The organism is Candidatus Egerieousia sp., from assembly GCF_056211015.1.
In genome coordinates this window covers 1-20576 of sequence record NZ_JBAELF010000031.1, presented here as the reverse complement: position 1 = coordinate 20576, position 20576 = coordinate 1, and the positions used below count along the sequence as shown (strand labels likewise).

At 47.3% G+C, this 20576-nt stretch carries 20 protein-coding genes and 1 tRNA gene; 7 read left to right on the top strand and 14 right to left on the bottom strand.

What is annotated here, in order from left to right; all coding sequences use genetic code 11:
- Positions 1 to 15: 15 nt before the first annotated feature.
- Genes AC06L3_RS02175 through AC06L3_RS02165 form a run of 3 tightly spaced genes read right to left on the bottom strand, consistent with a single transcriptional unit; the run spans position 16 to position 4215 of the window.
- Positions 16 to 2550: a BamA/OMP85 family outer membrane protein gene (locus AC06L3_RS02175; protein WP_475668989.1), complete on the bottom strand. Its 2535-nt coding sequence runs from the start codon at positions 2548 to 2550 to the stop codon at positions 16 to 18.
- Between the two features lie 29 nt (positions 2551 to 2579).
- Positions 2580 to 3287: a polyprenyl diphosphate synthase gene (gene uppS, locus AC06L3_RS02170; RefSeq protein WP_475668988.1), complete on the bottom strand. Its 708-nt coding sequence runs from the start codon at positions 3285 to 3287 to the stop codon at positions 2580 to 2582.
- A 43-nt stretch (positions 3288 to 3330) separates the two neighbouring features.
- Positions 3331 to 4215 (bottom strand): NAD(+)/NADH kinase, encoded by an 885-nt coding sequence (locus tag AC06L3_RS02165; RefSeq protein ID WP_475668987.1) that lies wholly within the window; start codon positions 4213 to 4215, stop codon positions 3331 to 3333.
- Between the two features lie 106 nt (positions 4216 to 4321).
- Between AC06L3_RS02165 and AC06L3_RS02160 the strand changes: the two genes are divergently transcribed.
- Genes AC06L3_RS02160 through AC06L3_RS02150 form a run of 3 tightly spaced genes read left to right on the top strand, consistent with a single transcriptional unit; the run spans position 4322 to position 7561 of the window.
- On the top strand, positions 4322 to 4909 hold the full coding sequence (locus tag AC06L3_RS02160; RefSeq protein ID WP_475668986.1) for an OmpH/Skp family outer membrane protein: 588 nt from the start codon (positions 4322 to 4324) through the stop codon (positions 4907 to 4909).
- Between the two features lie 10 nt (positions 4910 to 4919).
- The gene (locus tag AC06L3_RS02155) at positions 4920 to 6044 is read left to right on the top strand and encodes a glycosyltransferase (protein ID WP_475668985.1); all 1125 of its coding nucleotides are present in this window, start codon (positions 4920 to 4922) and stop codon (positions 6042 to 6044) included.
- Between the two features lie 17 nt (positions 6045 to 6061).
- On the top strand, positions 6062 to 7561 hold the full coding sequence (locus tag AC06L3_RS02150) for an amino acid ABC transporter substrate-binding protein (RefSeq protein ID WP_475668984.1): 1500 nt from the start codon (positions 6062 to 6064) through the stop codon (positions 7559 to 7561).
- Here AC06L3_RS02150 and nagB read toward each other — a convergent pair.
- The 6 genes from nagB to AC06L3_RS02120 all read right to left on the bottom strand — a co-directional run bounded on the left by nagB (position 7533) and on the right by AC06L3_RS02120 (position 14336).
- The gene (nagB, locus tag AC06L3_RS02145) at positions 7533 to 8342 is read right to left on the bottom strand and encodes a glucosamine-6-phosphate deaminase (protein ID WP_475668983.1); all 810 of its coding nucleotides are present in this window, start codon (positions 8340 to 8342) and stop codon (positions 7533 to 7535) included. The genes AC06L3_RS02150 and nagB overlap by 29 nt on opposite strands.
- 6 nt (positions 8343 to 8348) lie before the next feature.
- A complete protein-coding gene (gene recN / locus AC06L3_RS02140) occupies positions 8349 to 9962 on the bottom strand; it encodes a DNA repair protein RecN (RefSeq protein WP_475668982.1) in 1614 nt (537 codons plus the stop codon).
- A gap of 1 nt (position 9963) precedes the next feature.
- Complete coding sequence (locus AC06L3_RS02135) at positions 9964 to 10287, bottom strand: DNA-directed RNA polymerase subunit omega (RefSeq protein ID WP_475668981.1); 324 nt, start codon at positions 10285 to 10287, stop codon at positions 9964 to 9966.
- 23 nt (positions 10288 to 10310) lie between these two features.
- The gene (locus AC06L3_RS02130; protein ID WP_475668980.1) at positions 10311 to 11315 is read right to left on the bottom strand and encodes an outer membrane protein assembly factor BamD; all 1005 of its coding nucleotides are present in this window, start codon (positions 11313 to 11315) and stop codon (positions 10311 to 10313) included.
- On the bottom strand, positions 11312 to 12241 hold the full coding sequence (gene trxB, locus AC06L3_RS02125; protein WP_475668979.1) for a thioredoxin-disulfide reductase: 930 nt from the start codon (positions 12239 to 12241) through the stop codon (positions 11312 to 11314). The genes AC06L3_RS02130 and trxB overlap by 4 nt, the downstream gene beginning before the upstream one ends.
- 1147 nt (positions 12242 to 13388) lie before the next feature.
- Positions 13389 to 14336, bottom strand: a complete 948-nt coding sequence (locus AC06L3_RS02120; RefSeq protein ID WP_475668978.1) for a nucleoside recognition protein — start codon at positions 14334 to 14336, stop codon at positions 13389 to 13391.
- Between the two features lie 189 nt (positions 14337 to 14525).
- On the opposite strand from AC06L3_RS02120, the gene AC06L3_RS02115 reads away from it, so the two are divergent.
- The 4 genes from AC06L3_RS02115 to AC06L3_RS02100 all read left to right on the top strand — a co-directional run bounded on the left by AC06L3_RS02115 (position 14526) and on the right by AC06L3_RS02100 (position 15488).
- Positions 14526 to 14598, top strand: a tRNA-Met gene (locus AC06L3_RS02115).
- Positions 14599 to 14665: 67 nt separating this feature from the next.
- Positions 14666 to 14920: a DUF4160 domain-containing protein gene (locus tag AC06L3_RS02110; protein WP_475668977.1), complete on the top strand. Its 255-nt coding sequence runs from the start codon at positions 14666 to 14668 to the stop codon at positions 14918 to 14920.
- The gene (locus AC06L3_RS02105; RefSeq protein ID WP_475668976.1) at positions 14920 to 15168 is read left to right on the top strand and encodes a DUF2442 domain-containing protein; all 249 of its coding nucleotides are present in this window, start codon (positions 14920 to 14922) and stop codon (positions 15166 to 15168) included. Before AC06L3_RS02110 ends, AC06L3_RS02105 begins: the two co-directional genes overlap by 1 nt.
- A complete protein-coding gene (locus tag AC06L3_RS02100) occupies positions 15168 to 15488 on the top strand; it encodes an MGMT family protein (protein WP_475668975.1) in 321 nt (106 codons plus the stop codon). The genes AC06L3_RS02105 and AC06L3_RS02100 overlap by 1 nt, the downstream gene beginning before the upstream one ends.
- Before the next feature lie 94 nt (positions 15489 to 15582).
- Here the strand turns inward: AC06L3_RS02100 and AC06L3_RS02095 are convergent, their stop codons facing one another.
- The 5 genes from AC06L3_RS02095 to AC06L3_RS02075 form a co-directional block, all read right to left on the bottom strand.
- On the bottom strand, positions 15583 to 16197 hold the full coding sequence (locus tag AC06L3_RS02095) for an FKBP-type peptidyl-prolyl cis-trans isomerase (protein ID WP_475668974.1): 615 nt from the start codon (positions 16195 to 16197) through the stop codon (positions 15583 to 15585).
- 37 nt (positions 16198 to 16234) lie between these two features.
- Positions 16235 to 17590, bottom strand: coding sequence for a histidine--tRNA ligase (hisS, locus tag AC06L3_RS02090; protein WP_475668973.1), 1356 nt, complete (start codon positions 17588 to 17590; stop codon positions 16235 to 16237).
- A gap of 23 nt (positions 17591 to 17613) precedes the next feature.
- Entirely contained in the window at positions 17614 to 19092 is a 1479-nt protein-coding gene (gltA, locus tag AC06L3_RS02085) for an NADPH-dependent glutamate synthase (RefSeq protein WP_475668972.1), read from the bottom strand.
- A gap of 4 nt (positions 19093 to 19096) precedes the next feature.
- On the bottom strand, positions 19097 to 19984 hold the full coding sequence (locus AC06L3_RS02080; RefSeq protein WP_475668971.1) for a sulfide/dihydroorotate dehydrogenase-like FAD/NAD-binding protein: 888 nt from the start codon (positions 19982 to 19984) through the stop codon (positions 19097 to 19099).
- 168 nt (positions 19985 to 20152) lie between these two features.
- Positions 20153 to 20576: hypothetical protein (locus tag AC06L3_RS02075; protein WP_475668970.1), on the bottom strand; the 424-nt coding region annotated here is incomplete at its 5' end.

Below are 20576 nucleotides of genomic sequence, written 5' to 3'. Positions count from 1 at the left end.
TTAACATTTTCATTTTTAGAACTGCTGTCCTATGAGGAAGTGGAACTGGCTTCCACCCGAGCCGTCCTTTGTATTAGGTGTGTCGAATCCGTAACCCCAGTCCATTCCGAGCATACCCACAACAGGAAGCATCACTCGCAGACCTAATCCTGCCGAACGTTTTATCTGGAAAGGCTTGAATTCATTGATCGACCCCCACGCATTACCGCCTTCAACAAAAATCAGGCCAAAGATTGTTGATTGAGGCTGAAGTATGAGAGGATATCGCAATTCCATTGTATATTTCGTATATACATTTCCTGCATAGTAGCCTGTTGAGGAAATAGGTGTAAGCGAATAGTTGGAATAGCCTCTCAAGCCAACGTACTCCGAACCGTATGTCTGATAGCCACTCTGGCCGTCTCCGCCAAGGAGGAAACCCTCGAATGGAGAATAGCCCAGATGCTTGTTGTAATATCCGAGATATCCGAAATTATACGCAGTCTTCAGGACAAGGTCTCCAATGAGTTTCGTATACAATGCACCGTTGAAACTCCATTTGTGATACTCAATCCATTTGTACTTGTCTGCATAGTCCATATTGTCAAAGTCAGTGTCCTTTGCCTTGAACAGAGAATACGGAGGCGTCAGCTCGACTCCCAGGCTGAAATCAGAACCCTGTCTTGGATATATCTGCTGGTCGGTTGAATTTCTTGACAGTGCAATCCTGTAACTGAACAGGTTGGAGAATCCGTTGTCAAACATGAAAGTGTAAGCCCAGTTATGAAGTTTGTAGGTTCTCCAGGTAAGTTCGTTATAGAGTACGAAATAGTTGTCAGGGAATTTCAGACGGGTACCAAGTCCTACACCAAGTCCGAAAGTCTCCATATACTCGCCGGTATCAACATAGCTGCTCTGGTAGTAGTTGTAGTACGAGTTGGTCTGTCTTGAGAAATATGCGGTGACGCTCAACGATGTAGGCTTCTTTCCAAAGAGCCACGGCTCAACGAAAGAAGCCTGGAGTGTGGTGTAATATGTTCCGTTGGTCTGGAAGCGGATTGACAGAGTCTGACCATCGCCGAGTGGGACAGGCTTCCAGGCTGTCCTGTCACCTATTCTTCTTATGGAGAAATTGTTGAAGCTTACTCCAAGGGTTCCCACAAAGGAGTTTCCGCCCCATCCTCCTGAGAGTTCCAGCTGGCTGTTCGGTTTCTCCTCAAGGTTGTAAACCGCATCAACGGTATTGTTGTTTATATTAGGAAGAAGGTTGTAACCGCCATCGGACATTACTTTTTCGGGATCAAAATGGCCCATTGAGGCAAGTTCCCTGAGGCTTCTCCCGAAATCTGTCTGACGGTACAGGTAGCCAGGTCTTGTAAACAGAGCCCTTCTGGCAATCTTCTCGTGGGTGATGCTGTTACCGTTGATTATGATATTGTTGAACGTAGCCTGCTTGCCCTCATAAATTCGCATCTCCACATCAACGGAGTCTCCGGCAATGGCCATTTCAACCGGAGTAACGTGGAAGAAGAGGTAGCCGTTATCGGTGTACATTTTCTTTACATCGGGATGCATCTGCTTAGGGTCTCCGTTCAAACGCTTCTCAAGCGTGACAACATCATAAACATCGCCTTTGCCTATCTTGAGCACAGAATTCAGCTGCTCCGGCGAATAGATTGAGTTTCCCACCCACTTTATATTGCGGAAATAGTATTTCTGACCCTGATCTATATTGATGTCAATGTTAACCCTGTTAGGTGCAACATAATATACCGAATCGCCGGCTATGCGGGCATCCCTGTATCCGGCCTCGTTGAAAGCCTCTATGACCGAGTTCTTGTCATTTTCGTATTCCTTCCTTATAAACTTGGCACTCTTGAACCTGAAAAAGCTGGAGAAACGTTTGTCGTTAGTTTTCTTCATCTTCTTGAGAAGCTTGCGCCCCTTGATGGCGGAATTGCCGTGAAAATTAAGTCTCTGAACCTTGACCTTGAGTCCTTTATCTATATTGAAGGTGACTTTCACGGCATTGCGGATTACAGTATCCGTCTCCTGCTCCACCCTTACCTGACAGTTTATGAAACCTTTCTCAGCAAAGAATCTTTTGATGATGTCGGATGAAGACTTGATGGTATAATCGGACAGCTCCATTCCTTTCTTCAGTTTCACCCTGTCCTGAATGTCCGTCTTCTCTCCCTTCCTTATTCCCTTGAAGTCCCATTTTGAAACCCTGGGACGTTCCGTAAGCAATATCTTGAGCCTTACGGTGTCTCTGGTTGGATAGAGAGAATCTATCACTATCTCCACCCTGGAGAAGAAACGCTGCTGGTATATGCGTTTTGTGGCGTCTGAGAACTCACTGCTTGGAATGGTTACGGTGCTTCCCTTTTCAAATCCGGTGATGGAAATGACCCTTTGAGGAGTAACATACTTCACACCTTCCACTGCGATGGAATCAATAACATATTTCTGAGGATTCCCATAGTCTACCACCACATTGCTGTCCTGGGCGGACAACATTCCCGGTATCAGGGAAACCAGCAGAAAAAGAAGTCTAAAACGTTTCATCATCTATGGTTATAATCAAAAAATAACTTGCGTTATTTTCCAAGATCCACTTTGCCGAACCTCCTTTCCCTCCGAGCGTATGCCTCAAGCGCCTTCTTGAACTGCTCGCCGCGGAAATCCGGCCAATATATATCTGTAAAATAATATTCGGTGTAGGCTGTCTGCCAGAGCATATAATTGCTTATTCTGCATTCGCCACTGGTTCTGATCATAAGGTCAGGATCAGGTATTCCACTGGTAACCAGGTACTTTTCAAGCCCTTTCTCGTCAATCGCACTCTTTCCTTCGGCCTGGAAATACCGGTTTGCAGCCTGAAGAATATCCCATTTGCCACTATAATTGATAAAGAGGACGAGAGTGAGAGTGCTATTGGACGAGGTAAGTTCCATACAATCACGCATCTTGTTTCTTAAATCATCCGAAAGTTTTTCCAAGTCACCGCAAACTACAAACTTAATGCCATTCTTCATGAAGTTCGATGTTTCCCTGATTACTGAATCAAAAAATAATGACATCAGGGTTTTCACCTCCTCCTTGGGCCTGTTCCAGTTTTCCTTTGAGAAAGCATACAGGCTGAGGTACTTCACACCGCACTCAACGGCCGTTTCAGTCACTGCCCTTACGCTTTCCACACCTTCAAAATGGCCATATACGCGCTCCTTCCCTCTTTCACGGGCCCAGCGGCCATTGCCATCCATTATGATGGTAACGTGTTCAGGTATGCGTCCGTTATCTGCCATAAATCCGTAGTTCGTGAAATATAAACTGCAAATATATAAAAAATTACTTAAGATTGCGCTTATCCTGCCCCCACATAAGTTTTTGCGACAACGCACCAATGAAACTGTTGTCCACAGCGGCGCGCCTTATCGGGAAATCCGCCTTTGAAACCGTGACAGGAGTGTGCTTGGGAAGTATCTCGGACCGGTTGTCAAGAGTCAGAAGAGCATCCTCCCCCCTGCCATTGTATTCAAAGCTTATGTTCGCCGTATCAGGAACAACCAGCGGACGCACGTTAAGATTATGAGGAGCAATAGGCGCAATGATGGTGACTCTGGAATCAGGCATCACAATAGGCCCTCCAATGCTCATGGAATATGCGGTGGAGCCTGTAGGAGTTGCTATTATAAGGCCATCGGAGTAGTATTCAGGAAGTTCAATGCCGTTGACCTTGAGCCGTATTTCAAGCATCGACTGGTTGCGCCTCTGTATTGTAAGTTCGTTCAGGCAATATGGATATGTACCCGTGCAGGGGTTGTCAACGTGAAGCAGGGCTCTTTCCTCAACACCGAACCGGCCCTCCAGAAGTTCATCTATGCTGGTATCTCCGTTGCCTACGCTGGCCGTGGTAAGGAAGCCAAGCCTGCCAAAATTGATGCCGGCCACAGGTATCAGGCTGCCTCTCACTATAGGAATTGAATCCAGGAAGGTTCCGTCACCGCCAAGTGACAGGAAAAGATCGCTGTCATCAGCAAGGCCATCGCCGGTGGAGAAATAGGAAATTCCTATGTGTGCGGGAAGTTCCCCCGCCATGCTTTGAAGCAGGTCCTTCAACGGTTCATATACCTGGAGTGAGATATCGGGCCTGGCGCAGATTCTCTGGAAAAGCAGATGGATTTCGCCGGCATTGTAATGCGTATGGCTTCTACCGAATATGGCTACCTTCATTTTTCACATATTATTTCACAAAAATAACAAAATAAAATGCAAAAAAATGTTACTTTTGTACTTTACTATCTCAATTACGTGTGAATAACAATAATTAATGTCTTATATGAAAAAAACACTTTCCTTTGCTGCAGCTATCATTGCAGCAGCATTCGTTTCAGTATCCTGCAACAACGGCAACAATTCAACAGAAGCAAAAGCATCAAACGTTGAACCTGCAGCTCCAGGCAGCATAGTTTACATTCAGATTGATTCGCTTGTAAACGGATACGATATGTTCAATGACGAGAAGTCGGCTCTAGAGGCAGAGGTGCAGACCATTCAGGACGACCTTCAGAAGCAGGGCAACGCTTTCCAGAAATCAGTTGCGGATTTCGAGAACAAGGTGAACAAAGGTCTGCTCACACGTTCACAGGCCGAGCAGCAGCAGGCAGCTCTCCAGGAAAGACAGCAGCAGCTGCAGAACCTCAACCAGCAGAAGGCAATCGAGGTTCAGGAGAAAGAGGCAGTCATGCTCAACAAGGTCATGGACAAGATACAGACCTACCTCAACGAATACAACGAGAGCCATAATTACGCACTTATTATAAGCACATCAGCCGCTTCAAACACCGTTCTTGTTGGCAACCCATCATTGGATATTACAAATGACGTTCTTGCAGGGCTCAATGCGGAGTATGTAAGGAACAAATAACAATAGTGATTTGAAAATAGCTGTACTATCCTGTTTTCACCCATACAGAGGAGGTATTTCACAGTTCAACAGCTGCATCTTTCAGGAACTTTCCAAGAACAATGAGGTAAGGGCCTTCAATTTCAGCAGACAGTACCCGCAGTTTCTGTTTCCGGGAAAAACACAATTGGTCACCGAAAAGGACAATGCCGTACCAGTACCATCGGAAAGATGTCTGGATACGGCAAATCCTTTTACATACATCAGCACGGCCAAAAAAATCAGGGATTGGGCTCCGGATCTGTTCATAACCAGATACTGGATGAGCTATTTTGCTCCCTCACTCGGTTATGTTGCAAGACACCTTAACAGTAATGCAAGGCGCATAGCAATACTTGACAACGTTATTCCGCACGAACAGCACTTCTTTGACAGAGCTCTCACCAGATACTATTTAAACTCATACGATGCATACGTAACGCTCTGCTCTGCCGTTACAAAGGATCTGCTTGACTTCAAGCCCGAAGCACGCTATCTCCAGACACCTCACCCGCTCTATTCACAGTTCGGGGAGAAGATTTCCAGAGAGGAAGCAATGGACAAACTTGGAATCAGGAACAGAAACGGCCGCAACCTGCTGTTCTTCGGCCTCATAAGGGAGTACAAAGGCCTTGACATTCTGCTTGAGGCGTTCGGCAGGCTTGGCAATGGTTACAATCTTATAATTGCAGGCGAGCCTTATGGCAGCTTTGAAAAATATCAGAACATAATTGACTCCCTGCCGAACAAGGATAACATCCATTTGAATACGGAATACATTCCGGACTATGAGGTGAGCAGATATTTCAGTGCGGCGGATGTATGCGTGCTTCCTTACAGAAGCGCCACACAGAGTGGAATAAGTTCAATTTCATATCATTTTGAGACTCCGCTAATCACAACGGACGTTGGTGGGCTGAAGGAACTCATAGGCGATGCAGGAACAGGGCTTCTGGCAAGGAATCCGGATCCTGAATCAGTTGCCGCAAGCATTGAAGAATACTTCTCCTCCAGTGATTTGAGGAACATTCTGACAGCAAACATAAAGGCGGAGAAGCAGAAACTGAGCTGGGAAACATTCTGTGGCAAACTTCTTGCATTCAACAACAATCTGTAAAAATTCATCACAAGGATATGAAAAGAATAGCCATACTGCTGATAGCCATACTGTCCTTCGCACAGCTTGGTGCTCAGGAGCAGACAATGGAACTGATATCACACACCGTGAGGAAAGGCGATACCGTAAACAAGATATGCAGGACTTACGGCATAAGCCTTCAGGAATTGCTCGAGATCAATCCAAGCGCCAGGGCAGGCCTGAAACGCGGTACGCTGATCTATATTCCTAAAAAATCCTCCACTGTTTCACAGCACCCGGCAAATGTGATGCCAGCAGAACCTGCAGCATCCCGTGACACAAGCGTTCAAGCAGCGCTAACGGTAGCGGAAACTGTTGCTGGAACTGAACCCGAGACTGAGACTGAGGCTGAGCCTGAAATGAAAGCGGTAAGCAGAGCTTATGGCAATCCTCTCGTAGATGATACTCCACTGGCGATAGGCCTGGCTCTCACCCTCACATCAAACAGAGCGGCAGACAACAACCAGATAGCCTGCATGGATTTCTACAGCGGCTTTCTCCTTGCATTGAAGCATCTGAAGGAGGACGGGCTGATGAATGTTACCCTGAACGTTTACGACACCAACCAATACAACACCGAAGGCGGGCTTCAGATGCCTGATGACTTTGTGGACAATGACATTATCATAGGTCCCGTAAGGAAGAAGGAGATAGAGAGTGTTCTGCCATTGCTGGTGGAAAAAGGAATTCCTCTTGTTTCTCCTTTTGATCCCAATGCTTCGGCACTGGTTCCGGAATATGGCAATCTGGTGCAGGTGGCAATGTCAGCCGCCCAGCAGGACAGCATGGCAATTGAATTGTTCTGTGAAGACGTCAGAGAACGCGCCACAAAACCAATAATACTGTTCGAGCAGGGTGCAAGCGAAAAGCTTTATGAACAGACCTGCAGCAAACTCAGCGAATATGGCGTTGAGTGGCAGGAATTCGGCTACACCATTCTTCAGGGAAGAAGCGCGGAGTGGAGGATAGCCTCTTCACTTGACACTTTGAAAGAACATTCCTTCTTCATTGCCTCCAACTCCGAGGCCTTTGTAAACGATGCCGTAAGGAATCTTGTGATTCTCTCCGAAAAGAGGGATATCAAGTTGTTCGGCCTGCCTAAATGGAAACACTTCGACACCATAGACGCACTGTCATACCACAAGCTCAAGATGTCAATGCCTCTTCAGTACTGGACCGACTACAATGCAGGGGACGAAGAGCTGGCCAGGCTGCTTTCAGAATACAGGGCCATGTTCGGATGCGAGCCTAACACATACGTGCTGCAGGGTTATGACATTGCCAGATACTTTGTATGGTACGGAAAGAAGTACGGTTCAAGCTTCATCAACGAAGCGGAGAGTTTCCCTCAGGAGGATTCATCCTTCAGGATCAGGCCCCTTAACGCCAGATACAGTTTTGCAAGAAAAAACCCCGGCAGCGGTTTCGAGAACAACGCTGTCAGGGTAATATTGTACGAGCCGGATCTTAGAGTAGTATCTCCGGGTGAAGATTAGATTTCTCAATGTCCTTGTAGTACATCACTGTACCAACCTTCAATTCAACTGTCGCAGCATCGTCGCAAACGATGATTCCTTTAGGATGCATCTGAAGGATGCTGATTGTCCACATATGGTTCACCGCTCCCTCCACTGCATGATACAATGCACGTGCCTTGTTGTGACCGTTTACAAGGATAAGCACTTCCTTGGCGTCTGTGATTGTGCCTACGCCTACTGTAAGAGCTGTCTTCGGAACCTTGTTGATATCGTTGTCAAAGAATCTTGAATTGGCAATGATTGTGTCTGTTGTGAGTGATTTGACTCTGGTTCTTGAAGACAATGAAGAGCCAGGCTCGTTGAATGCAATGTGACCGTCGGGGCCTATGCCGCCCATGAAGAGGTCTATTCCACCGTATGACTTGATCTTTGCCTCGTATGAATCGCACTCTGCCTGAAGATCTGGTGCGTTACCATTGAGGATATTCACGTTCTCCTTCTTTATATCAATGTATTTGAAGAAATTGTTCCACATGAATGAGTGATAGCTCTCAGGGTGGTCCTCAGGTATGCCAACGTACTCGTCCATATTGAAGGTTACAACATTCTGGAAAGAAACCTTGCCTGCCTTGTGCAGCTTGATGAGTTCCTTGTATGTACCAAGAGGGGTTGAACCGGTAGGAAGGCCAAGAACGAAAGGCTTCTCCGGTGTAGGATTGAAGTCGTTGATCTTCTTTGCAATATAAGAGGCTGCCCAGCAAGAAACACCTGAGTAGGTCTCCTCAATAATTAATCTCATAATATATCACTTGTTGTTTAATAAATATTTTGCATTCTCGTATGCCGCAGCGCTGCGCGTTGACCCGCTCAGCATTGAAGCTATTTCTTCTATTCTCTGCTCTTCATCCAGCAGACGTATATTTGTTCTGGAATTCTCCGAATCCTGTGTCTTGTAAACCTGATAATGGGTGTTCCCCTTTGATGCGATCTGAGGAAGATGCGTAATGGCAATCACCTGCATCCTCCTGCCCAGATCGTATATGAGCTTTCCCATCTTATCGGCGGCACGGCCCGAAACTCCGGTGTCTATCTCGTCGAAAATCATGGTAGGCATTCCTGTATATGATGCCATTATGTATTTGACGCAAAGCATTACGCGTGAAAGTTCACCGCCTGAAGCAACCTTGGATATATCCACCAATTGTCCACCCTTGTTGGCGTTGAACATGAAACTTATCCTGTCACAGCCCGTTTTCCCGTAGCTTTCGGCAGGAACCACTTCTATTGCGAACTGAGCGAACGGAAGTTCCAATGAACGGATATTTTCAGACAGGAGCTCTCCAAGTTCGGACGCTGCCTTCCGCCTTGAAGCGGACAGCTCTCGTCCTTTTTCCTTGAGCCTGCTCTCAAGGGAAGCCATTGAAGAAAGCAGTGCGGTGCGCTCCTGTTCCAAATCATCGGAAGAGCTCACCATCCTGCACAGTTCATCCCTTTTTACAATAAGTTCCTCTACAGTGCTGCAGGAGAATCTTCTCATCAGATCCTCCAGAGCGGCTATCCGGCCGTCAATCCGCTCAAGCCTTGCAGGGTCTGCGTTGCAACGTTCAAGCGCATCTTCAAGTTCCTGTTCTATGTCCTTGCATTCAATCCTGCAGGATTCAAGCCTCCCGGCCATCCCGGCAAGAACAGGCATGGCATCACCCTGCTTTTCCAGCCTGGCCGCCGCCTGCTTCAGATTCTGAACAAAGGACGTGCCCATAGGGTTGAGCAATTCAACCGCCTGCTCTATTGCCAGCCTTATGCTCTCGGCGTTGGCAAGCAGATTCTGCTCCTGCTCAAGTTCTTCAAGCTCTCCAGCCTTGAGATTGGCATCTGCAAGTTTCGAGTACTGGAATTCATTGTAATCCCTGTCCCTGAGCGCAGCCGCTATCCTGTCCTCAAGTTCAGCCAGCTGGCTGCTCTTGCTGTCAAGTTCATTGTACAGCTCTGAATACGAAGCGCGCAGCTCTGAATTCGAAGCATGCAGGTCAAGGAGATTCATCTGAAACTCGGGAGAGCACAGAAGCAGATGCTGGTGCTGGGCGTGTATGTCTATGAGTTTCGAACCAAGTCCGGCAAGATAGCCAATGGTAACAGGCTCATCGTTCACAAAGCACCTTGAACGTCCTGCGGCGGATATCACGCGCCTTACTATGAGCTGCTCCTCACCAAGAGTGAACTCTCCCTCCACCACACAGTTTCTGGAAGCGTCCTTGATATGCGATGAGTCGAATTTTGAACCCATCAGCAGTGAAAGAGCTCCCAAAAGAATAGATTTTCCAGCGCCTGTTTCACCTGTAATGATAACAAGTCCGGCTGGAAAATCAATCTCCAAATGCTCTATGAGAGCATAATTCTGTATGGACAGATGGCTGAGCACCTTAGTTCTTCTCTATCACCCTGTAATAAATCTCTCCGTTCTCGAATTCTTTTGTTGCAATGAGACCAGGTTTAGGAAGCTTCTCGTAGTGACGGGAAATCTCTATCTGCTCCTTGTTCTCGAATGTCTCCTCAAGCGTATCGGCATAATTCGAGAACTCTTCAAGCTTGGCATTCAACTCCTGCTTGATTTCGGCGGCAATCTGGTTCGCCCTTTTGGATATGATTACGGTTGTTTCATACAAATTTCCTGTAGGAGCGGCAAAATCACACATATCACGTGTGATAGTATTGTCCGGAACTTTGCTAATGTTATTCTCTATCATTTTATTGTTGTTTAAAATATTCTCTATTTGATGTTTTCCTTGTTCTGTGCCTTCACCTTGTCCCTTGACCTGCGTTCCTTCTTCTCGTTCTCGGCCTGAGTTTTCTTCTCGGCTGCCTTGAGCAGAGCTTCGGCTCTCTTCACCTCCTTGGCTGCCAGTTTGGCCTTTCTGCGCTGTTCTCTTGTCATGTTCTTCTCGGAAGCAACGCCCTCTTCATAATCTGCATTGTCATTGCCCTTGGTATATCTCATGGCTTTCTGATAATAGCCGTCGAGGAAGGACCTTCTCGATGAAGAAGCCTCCTCGCTTATGAAATTGTAATAGTCATCTATGAATGTGAGATACCTTTCCTTCTGCTTGTCACGCACTGAATGTTGGGCGTACTTATATGCTGAAACGGCTGTATAGTAAAGAATATCCGTTCTGTAACGGTTATCCGCATTGTCCCTCAACACATTCTTGAGCGCATAGTGTGCGGCAAGATAGTCCTCCATCTTGTAATATAGCCTTGCTGATTCATACGCTTTCCTGTCCAGCCTCTCGAACAGGTCATCCTGCATGATCTCGCAGGTTGTACGATATGAACTGAGCGGATAGTCACGCAGGAACTCCCCTATTGCAACGAGAGCCTTCCTGGTTGGGACCTGATCAAGTTCGTACCTCAAGGTCTTTTCATAAAGCGAATGACATCTGAGGTATGTTGCCTCCTCCGTGAACGGACTTCTGGGAAACACCTGGATGAATCTCTCGAAGTTGCTCTCGGCCGTGACGTAATCCTGCCTCTTATAGTTTGACATACCTGTGAAGAAATGAACCGTATCCTCCTGCGGCATACCGCTCATTGGCATTATCAGACTTTCAAAAAGTTCTGCGGACCTCTTGTATTTACCATTGTTGTAATATTTGAAAGCTTCCTTGTACTTCAATTCATAATCCGAACCGGCAAGAATCTTCTCATAGTTGGAAGAACATGAAGCGAACAGCAATCCGCTTGCAAAAAGTATCAATGCAACCTTAAAGCTTCTCATCTTTTCAAAAATTTGTCAAGTTCCATAGCTGCCATGCATCCTGAAGCCGCAGCCACAATACCTTGTCTGTAATGTGGGTCCTGAACGTCACCGGCGGCGAAAACACCGGGCACATTTGTTTTGCAGGACTTGCCTTCTGTAATTATATACCCTTGTGAATCGGTATCCAGCCACTCCTTGAAGAGTTCGGAATTCGGGTGATGGCCGATTGCAAGGAAGAATCCATCGATATCAATTGTGAACTTCTCCCCGTTCCTGTTGTTCACGAGCGATGCACCTGTAACGCCGGCCTCGTCTCCAAGAATCTCCTCAGTGTTGGTATTCCAGAGAATCTCTATGTTCTGGCAGGATTTCACCTTATCAACCATTGCGGCGCTCGCCCTGAACTCATCCCTGCGTACAATCATATACACCTTCCTGCAGATTCCGGCCAGATAGGAAGCCTCCTCGCAGGCTGTGTCGCCTCCACCCACCACTGCAACAACCCTTCTTCTGTAGAAAAAACCATCGCAAGTGGCACATGCAGAAACTCCCATACCCCTGAACTTCCTTTCACCAGACAGGCCCAGGTACTTTGCGCTGGCTCCGGTGCAGATTATCACTCCCGCAGCCTTTATTTCCTCGCCATTTTCCACAGCGATGGTGAATGGCCTCTGCGAGAAATCCACCTTTACCACCCTGCCGTTCCTTATGTCCGTGCCGAACCTGAGAGCCTGTGCCTTGAGGTCCTCCATAAGAGCGGTTCCGGTAACGCCGTTGGGATAACCGGGGAAATTCTCGATTTCAGTAGTTGTTGTGAGCTGGCCGCCCGGAAGCGGACCGCAATACATTACAGGCTTGCGCCCTGCCCTTGCTGCATAAATGGCGGCAGTGTACCCTGCAGGGCCACTACCAATTATAAGACAATCAACTACCCCGTTTTCCATGGTGTTTCTATTTGGGTTTCAAAAGCCCGGCTTTGTTTGTCCTTCCGCACTGCAAAAACCGTGCAAGATATCCGCCGAAAGCCAATGACTATAAATAACCTGCAAATTTAACACGCAAAGTGCAGATTTGCAAGCGAGTTTTTCTTAACCGGAATGTTCTGTTCCGACTATATTTTGCGATGAATAATAAAAGCCGTTTTCATGCGCCCCACTGGAGTGCGTTCTGATAAGGGTGAGCGAGTACCAACCCACCAAAATTGAGGGGTCTGTTATCATCCATCCCTCTTGTATCGCACTCTGAGGCTACCTAGCGTGTACCACTTTGGCAAAATTCACTCAATGTTCGTTATTTTCTGCCTGAATACGGCAGTCGTGCATTCTTCCGTTTGACTGCGGCAGTCACTTCATCTGAAAAACTCCGCCTTTCCTTGGCGAAGATTTTTCATATTCCAGTGACCTGCCGCTATTCGGCCACATTTTCACCAATTTCGTGGCCATTTTTCCTTTTCGGCATCCATTTGGGCGCGTTTTTCTCAAAAATGTGCCCATTTACGCAGTTTTCCTTGTTTGGTCACGTTTTGGGCCATGCGTAAAGCCCTGTGTGCAGTTCAGGCAAGTGACAGAGTACAAGGCGCAGCATAAACCGAAAATCACCGTCCACGCCTGATTGCGCCACACCACACTCTGGCTATGGAATGCGTGGATGATGAAGCAATTTCGCCTCACCATCCACGCCAATCCGCTTCGCAAGACCATTATAGGCCAATAAACGTGGACGGTGATTTTTGGTTTAGCGAATAGTTCGCGCCTTGCATCACTGCCCGAAAAAGACCTGTCCATGGGAACTTCGCCTGAGTGCATTCCTGCAAGGCTTTGGTGGACAGGTGTGCCCTTTCCGGTGAGACCTGTCCAAGTGTCCGCTGTCACAGCGCATTCTTGACGGACTTACATGGACAGGTGTTTTTCTTGTTCGCAGGTTTATATGCAGGATGCACTCTGTACCGCTGCTGACTGGCCGCCGGACTGCCTAATTTCATGCATCTTCGTGCCACAAGTCAATCATAATTCTTCGTGAACCAGACTATTTATGCCTGAACACAGGATTTTACGCATGATCCCACGCTTTGAGAAAAAAATGCGCCCTCCGCTAGGCCGCTGATGCGGTTTTTTTATCCTTTATGAAGTAATAGGCACGGAGAAGCCACACTATGGCAAAGGAGAAGCACCAGCGCGAAAGGAGGACAATCCACCAGATGGCTCCTATTGAAGATACAAGAAAAAGGTCCTCCAGATTGCTGTGTGATGAACAGATGTGGGTATTCAGAAAATCAATGTCCCGTTTACTTATATTTCCGTTCTGAGCTTCATCTATCATTATTGCCGCACCATATGCAAGCCCCAGGGTATTGGCAACAATCCACAGGAAAGATGTTTTGCGGCCAAGGCCGAAGAAAGCCATCAGCGGTCCGAGAACCTTTGACAGAGCGGCTATGATACCGAATTCATTGAGCAGTTTCTGAAGTATTGAAAGAGAAATGATAAGAGAAACCATCTTCAGGACGAGCCAGAACGAGGTAATCACCCACTCCTTGAGCAAAGGCAGGAACTCAAGCTGCTGCTGTCCGGTGTTGTGCACAACATTTGAAACCACTTCACCGCCCATAATCAGGTTAAGCACGGCGGCAAGGACAAATGCAGCGACAGTTCTTACGAACACTATCCACAAGGCGTTGGTCCCGGTCTTCTTCTGAACCAGCGTTTCGGTTATCATATTATGGGCGCAGAGAGCCATGACACCAAGGATTGTCATTGTCCTTGGATCCAGATCCAACGAAACGGCTACTGCAATGGCTGTATAGACATTTGTGAAATATCCGGAAAGAAAAGCAAGCGAGGCCTCGCCCGGAAGACCGATATTACAGAACACCGGGGATGCATAACGGTTTATCCAGGGCACAATATTGAAATATTTGAGAAAAAGTATGGCAAAGGAAACTGCCAAGGTTATCTTAACTACCCAAATGCTGGTCTTTATTGCATTCGGAAGAGCAGACTTGGCCGCAGCCAAAGCCCTATGCGAAAAATTAAAAATCATAATTTGCTGTTAGTCAAATAAATATGCACAGATTCCGAGTTCGCGGAAAGCAGGTCTGAATCCTTTGCAAAACAAGAGATTCACAGACGTTCCGCCAGAATTCACACACATCGGACGGCAAAATTAGAAAAACTTTGAACATAAAGATTGTTTTTCTCAAAAAAAGTAGTACCTTTGCATTTACAACATCGCGGAGTAGAGCAGTTGGTAGCTCGTCGGGCTCATAACCCGGAGGTCGGAGGTTCGAGTCCTCCCTCCGCTACAAAGAAAAAACCGAAAGAAAAATCTTTCGGTTTTTTCTTTATATTTGCAGAAATTTATATCAAAATATGCCTGAGATTTGTAGATTCTACGGAATAATAATAAAGATGTTCTTCAAGCCGAAGGAACATGAGCCGGCACATATTCACGCAATTTACAACGAATATGTAGGCATATTTGACATCCATTCTTTCGAAATGATTGACGGCGACCTTCCACAGAAAGCACAGGATCTCGTAAAAGAATGGTTAAAAGACAATTACAAAAGTCTTATCCAAATGTGGGATACTCAAGTAATTACCAAACTTGATCCTTTGAAGTAATGATACCGCACATAAAATCAATTCGTCCATTACAGGACTATATGCTCCAAGTCTGCTTTGACAATGGAGTAAAGGTTCTGTATGATGTAAAGGATGATATCAGGACTTTGAATGATTTCAAGGTCCTTGAAACGGAATATGGTCTGTTCCAGAATGCACAGCTCGATTCCAGCAGAACTTGTATTTTCTGGAATGACAGAGTTGATCTCGCCTCCGATACCATTCTTGAATATGGGGTTATCCAATAATGGCTGAAAATTTCACAGAAAAGGTCTTCCACGCCGTGTCAATGATACCGGAAGGAAAAGTGGGAACTTATGCTCAGGTGGCGCAGCTGGCGGGATTCGCCGGGGCGGCAAGGGCTGTAGGGAACGCACTTCATCTCAATACCGATCCAGTTCTGGTTCCATGTCACAGGGTAGTATGCTCGGATGGCAGTCTGGCATGCGGGTATGCCTTCGGCGGTCCCGAGAAACAGAAAGAACGTCTGGCAGCCGAAGGCGTAACTTTTACGGAAGGAACCGGCAAGGTTGATATGGCAAGATGCGGCATCTCACTTGAGAACTAGATACTGTCGCATGTCATCGAGTATATCATGAACAACACCCCCAGAAAGCGGGCGATCAATGTGATTCTTTCTATTGTCCGAAACTTCATACTTATCAAAGTGTCAGAACTTTGATAAGTTCAACGTCAAAAATCAACGCTGCGTAAGGCGGAATGTTGCTGCCGGCGCCCATTTCTCCGTATGCAAGATTGTACGGTATGAAGAAACGGTACTTGGCGCCCTCGCTCATGAGCTGCACACCCTCTGTCCAGCCCTTGATCACCTGATTCAGACCGAAATCCGCAGGGGAGTTCCTTCTGTATGATGAATCGAACACTGTTCCATCAATGAGTCTTCCCTCATAATGGCATCTTACCGTATCGCTTGCCTTAGGCTTCCTGCCTGAGCCCTGAGCAAGGACAATGTACTGAAGACCGCTTGCCGTAACGGTAACACCTGGTTTATTGGCGTTCTCCTTGAGGAAATTCTCGCCTTCGACTCTTGCAACCTTGCCCTTCTCAGCAGCCTCTGCCGCCTGCCTCTGTTCAAGTTCATTGAAGAAGGCCTCAAGCACGCTCTGAGCCTCGAACGAGTTCATCTTCGGTGCCCTGCCTCCCATCATATCGGCAACGGCCTCTGAAAAATCATTTACTGAAAACGAGCTTCCCAAGCCCATCTGTTTCAACTGCTGGCCAATGTTCAGGCCAAGTGCATAACTCACTTTATCCATATCGTTATTTTTATTTTTTCAAGAATTATCATTCAATTCACTTAAGTTTTCCGGAGAGTTCCGCCACAGGCACCTGAACCTGCTCGCCAGTTGCCAGATTCTTGAGCATCACATTGCCGGAAGCCATCTCATCTCCACCTATTATCACAAAGTAAGGGATGTTCTTCTTCACAGCATAATCTATCTGCTTGCGCATCTTTGCACTTTCAGGATAAATCTCGCAGGCTGTACCCTCCTTTCTCAATTTCTCCACCAGAGCGATGGTATACAACATCTCCTCCCTGCCCATGTTGCTGAACAGTACCTTGGTGCCCTGGATTGCACCGCTAGGGAAAAGATTCAGACCGCCAAGCACATCATAGATTCTGTCCGCACCGAACGAAATGCCCACTCCGCTTGTACCAGGCAGGCCAAATATGCCTGTAAGGTCATCGTAACGGCCACCGCCGCAGATACTTCCCATCTCCCAGTCAAGAGCCTTCACCTCAAAGATGGCGCCAGTATAGTAATTGAGGCCACGTGCCAGGCTGAGGTCTATTTCAACCTGCTGATGGATATCCGCATGCGCTATCAGGGTAAATAATTCCTCAAGTTCGGAAACTCCCAGCAGACCTGTTTCGGAGCCTGCCAGAACCTCCTTCATCCTTGCAAGTTTCTCCTCGTTCGTGCCTTTCAGAAGAAGCACAGGCTCTATTGTGCTTATGCCTGACTCATCAATGCCGCGCTCCGCAAGTTCCGCCTTTACAGCATCAAGGCCTATCTTGTCAATCTTGTCAATGGCAACGGTAATATCAACCAGCTTGTCAGGATGACCTATCACCTGGCTCAGGCCGGCGAGGATTTTCCTGTTGTTTATCTTGAGGCAGACCCTTATGCCAAGTTTGCCGAAAACTTCGTCAACTATCTGCACAAGCTCGAGTTCGTTCAGAAGAGAACGGCTGCCAATCACATCAACATCACACTGATAGAATTCCCTGTATCTTCCCTTCTGAGGACGGTCGGCCCTCCATACGGGCTGAATCTGATATCTCTTGAAAGGGAAACAGATCTCATTCTGATGCTGAACCACATAGCGTGCGAACGGTACTGTAAGGTCATATCTTAGGCCCTTCTCGCAAACCTTCATTGAAAGTGCATTGCTGTTTGAAAGTTCGCCAGGAGCCACGCCGGCAAAAGCATCGCCTGAATTCAGCACCTTGAAAAGGAGCTTGTCGCCTTCATCACCGTATTTGCCCAGCAAGGTGGAAAGGTTCTCCATTGAAGGAGTTTCCAGAGGCTGGAAGCCGAATTTCTTGAATACACTCTTGATAGTATCGAATATATAGTTTCTTCCGGCCATCTGCTCCGGAGAAAAATCTCTCGTCCCCTTTGGAATGCTTGGTTTCTGTGCCATTATTATATTTGAATGTTAGTTTCTTATTTATTTTGCAGATACTGATGAATTGAGGCTGCCGCCTTGCGTCCAGCGCCCATTGCAAGAATCACGGTTGCTGCACCGGTAACCGCATCGCCACCGGCATAAACACCCGGGATTGATGTTGCAAGATTCTCGTCGGCAACAATGGTTCCACGCTTTGAGACCTCAAGTTCAGGAGTTGCCAGGGATATGAGTCTGTTAGGAGATGTACCCAATGCAGAAATCACTGTGTCTGTTTCAATGTCAACGAATTCACCCTCAACAGGAACAGGTTTGCGTCTGCCGCTCTCATCAGGTTCGCCAAGAACCATCTTCTGGCAGCGCAATGCACGGACCCAGCCCTTTTCATTGCCAAGGACCTCAACCGGAGCCATGAGCATCATGAACTTAACGCCCTCTTCCTGAGCGTGATGAACCTCCTCCGCACGGGCAGGAAGTTCGGCCATCGAGCGTCTGTAAACAATGGTTACGTCCGCTCCCAGACGCAATGCTGTTCTGGCCGCATCCATTGCAACGTTACCGCCGCCAATGACCACAGCTCTGGCACCTGCAATGATAGGAGTCTTTGCGCCGGGCTTGAACGCTCCCATCAGGTTGTTTCTGGTAAGGAACTCGTTTGCCGATGAAACGCCGTTCAAATCCTCGCCGGGAATGCCGCTGAACTTTGGCAGGCCTGCTCCCTGGCCAAGGAATATAGCATCGTAATTCCCACGCAGCCAGTTCATTGTAACTGTCTTGCCAACAACTACATTAGTGATTATCTCAACGCCGAGTTTCTTCACGTTCTCAAGCTCGGCTGCCACAACCTTCTCCTTTGGAAGTCTGAATTCCGGGATTCCGTAAACCAGCACGCCACCTGCCTTGTGCAGCGATTCATAAATTGTCACATCATAGCCAAGCTTTGCAAGGTCGCTGGCGCAGGCAAGTCCGCTTGGACCGCTGCCAACAACGGCCACCTTCTTCCTGCCCACTGCTATGCAATTATTCTGCGCTGCATCATTCTGTTCCGTTTCAAGTGCTTCTTTGCGAACACACTCGTGCTGCATGGCACCACTTCTCTCAGGCACACCGTTCTCATTGCAAGTTTCATTCAAGGAATGCTCACGTGACCAGTCTGCAACAAAACGCTCCAGACGGCCGATTGCAACAGCCTCACCCTTCTTTCCAAGAATGCAGGAACCTTCGCACTGAGTTTCCTGAGGGCAAACCCTGCCACAGATTGCAGGAAGTGAACTGTCCTGGGCTATCACCTCCGCCGCAGCGGCAATGTCACCTGCAACAATCTTGCTTATGAACAAAGGAATCTTCACGGAAACCGGGCAGGCGGTCATGCACATTGGCTTCTTGCAGTTCAGGCAGCGGCTTGCTTCGGCAAGTGCCTCCTGCTGGTTGTACCCGTAGCTTACTTCCTCGAAATTATGAGCCCTCACGAGCGGATCCTGCTCTCTTACAGGCACTCTTTTCATATTCAAAGCCATAGACCTATTCTCCTATTCCGATTCTGCATTTGTGGTCACGGGCAGCCTTTGCCTGCTCGTATGCCTCATTCGCTTCCATTTCCTTACTGCGATAGATTCCCAATCTTCTCATAGCCCCGTCGAAATCAACCTTGTAACCGTCGAATTCAGGACCATCTACACAGGCGAATTTTGTCTGACCGTCAACGGTAAGCCTGCAGGCCCCGCACATCCCGGTTCCATCCACCATAAGTGTGTTCATGCTTACGATTATAGGCAGATTGAACTTCCTTGCACTGAGGGTAGCAAACTTCATCATGATCATCGGGCCTATTGCCACAGCCGTGTCATAGTGGCGGCCCGAGCCTATAAGTTCCTCAAGTTTGCCTGTAACCAGACCCTTGAAGCCCTTGGAACCATCGTCGGTGCAAATATACAGATTGTCACATACGCCGGCCATCTCCTTTTCAAGAATTACCAGACTTTCTGTCTTGGCTCCCAGGATGACATCAACCTTTGCTCCTATGGAATGCAGATATTTTGCTTGAGGATATACAGGTGCCGTGCCAAGGCCTCCGGCAAGAAAGACAAAACTCTTTCCGCGAACTTCCTCAACAGGCTGTTCCATAAAATCCGAAGGCTTGCCCAGAGGACCTACCACATCGCACACATAATCTCCCTGCTCAAGTGCGCAAAGTTCCTTGCTTGAAGCGCCTATTGTCTGTATTACAATTGTAACACTGCCTTTTTCAGGATTGAAGTCACAGACGGTGAGAGGTATTCTCTCGCTGTCCTCCAGAGCCCTCACAATGAGGAACTGCCCCGGTTTTGCAGCACGTGCGAGCAATGGAGCCTCCACTTCAAAGAGGGTGATGACCGTGCTTAACTGCTCTTTGCGTATGATTCTGTACATCTGCTAAAAATATTTGATAGCACAATGAACAAAAATAGACAAATAATCAGTGAACTCCAAAGCTTTTCAGGCACAGGTTGTGCAAAGAACATTCGAAAATTTTTCATATTTCTTTGCTAAACCTGACTGCCATAGCATTTGTTGAGTTTTGTATCTAATTCGTCCAGATTACCATTCGGCTCCAAACATTACACTTACTTTGTATTCTTCCTCACGATAAAAAGCGAACTGGGCAGTATTTTCCAACTGTCGTTCCATCCTAAGAGTTACCGTATGCCCATTCAACTTTGAAATAATATTCTTGAACTTGAATGTATGTTTCTGCTCTCTTTGCTGAGCGTCTGTGTCGGTGCTGTCAAATGTCAGGGTGACTGAATCTGAAATAATCTCACCATCAGAGTTATAGAAGCCTAGTCTTAAAGTTATGCCCTTGACCTTGTCCGTTGCTTCTTCCGTCTGGTAGAACTTCACCGACTGACTCATCTGTGTGATACGGCTCTGCTTTCCGAGAATATCCACATCGACCGATTTGACATCTGTCTTCTTCTTGACATTGACGTGGAGAACTGGTACTGCAACTTCCTGCGGCATA

Coding starts and splice junctions, on each gene's coding strand:
- AC06L3_RS02175 (WP_475668989.1), bottom strand. CDS start 2,550: ATGATGAAACGTTTTAGACTTCTTTTTCTGCTGGTTTCCCTGATACCG.
- uppS (WP_475668988.1), bottom strand. CDS start 3,287: ATGGCAGATAACGGACGCATACCTGAACACGTTACCATCATAATGGAT.
- AC06L3_RS02165 (WP_475668987.1), bottom strand. CDS start 4,215: ATGAAGGTAGCCATATTCGGTAGAAGCCATACGCATTACAATGCCGGC.
- AC06L3_RS02160 (WP_475668986.1), top strand. CDS start 4,322: ATGAAAAAAACACTTTCCTTTGCTGCAGCTATCATTGCAGCAGCATTC.
- AC06L3_RS02150 (WP_475668984.1), top strand. CDS start 6,062: ATGAAAAGAATAGCCATACTGCTGATAGCCATACTGTCCTTCGCACAG.
- nagB (WP_475668983.1), bottom strand. CDS start 8,342: ATGAGATTAATTATTGAGGAGACCTACTCAGGTGTTTCTTGCTGGGCA.
- AC06L3_RS02135 (WP_475668981.1), bottom strand. CDS start 10,287: ATGATAGAGAATAACATTAGCAAAGTTCCGGACAATACTATCACACGT.
- AC06L3_RS02130 (WP_475668980.1), bottom strand. CDS start 11,315: ATGAGAAGCTTTAAGGTTGCATTGATACTTTTTGCAAGCGGATTGCTG.
- trxB (WP_475668979.1), bottom strand. CDS start 12,241: ATGGAAAACGGGGTAGTTGATTGTCTTATAATTGGTAGTGGCCCTGCA.
- AC06L3_RS02120 (WP_475668978.1), bottom strand. CDS start 14,336: ATGATTTTTAATTTTTCGCATAGGGCTTTGGCTGCGGCCAAGTCTGCT.
- AC06L3_RS02110 (WP_475668977.1), top strand. CDS start 14,666: ATGCCTGAGATTTGTAGATTCTACGGAATAATAATAAAGATGTTCTTC.
- AC06L3_RS02105 (WP_475668976.1), top strand. CDS start 14,920: ATGATACCGCACATAAAATCAATTCGTCCATTACAGGACTATATGCTC.
- AC06L3_RS02100 (WP_475668975.1), top strand. CDS start 15,168: ATGGCTGAAAATTTCACAGAAAAGGTCTTCCACGCCGTGTCAATGATA.
- AC06L3_RS02095 (WP_475668974.1), bottom strand. CDS start 16,197: ATGGATAAAGTGAGTTATGCACTTGGCCTGAACATTGGCCAGCAGTTG.
- hisS (WP_475668973.1), bottom strand. CDS start 17,590: ATGGCACAGAAACCAAGCATTCCAAAGGGGACGAGAGATTTTTCTCCG.
- gltA (WP_475668972.1), bottom strand. CDS start 19,092: ATGGCTTTGAATATGAAAAGAGTGCCTGTAAGAGAGCAGGATCCGCTC.
- AC06L3_RS02080 (WP_475668971.1), bottom strand. CDS start 19,984: ATGTACAGAATCATACGCAAAGAGCAGTTAAGCACGGTCATCACCCTC.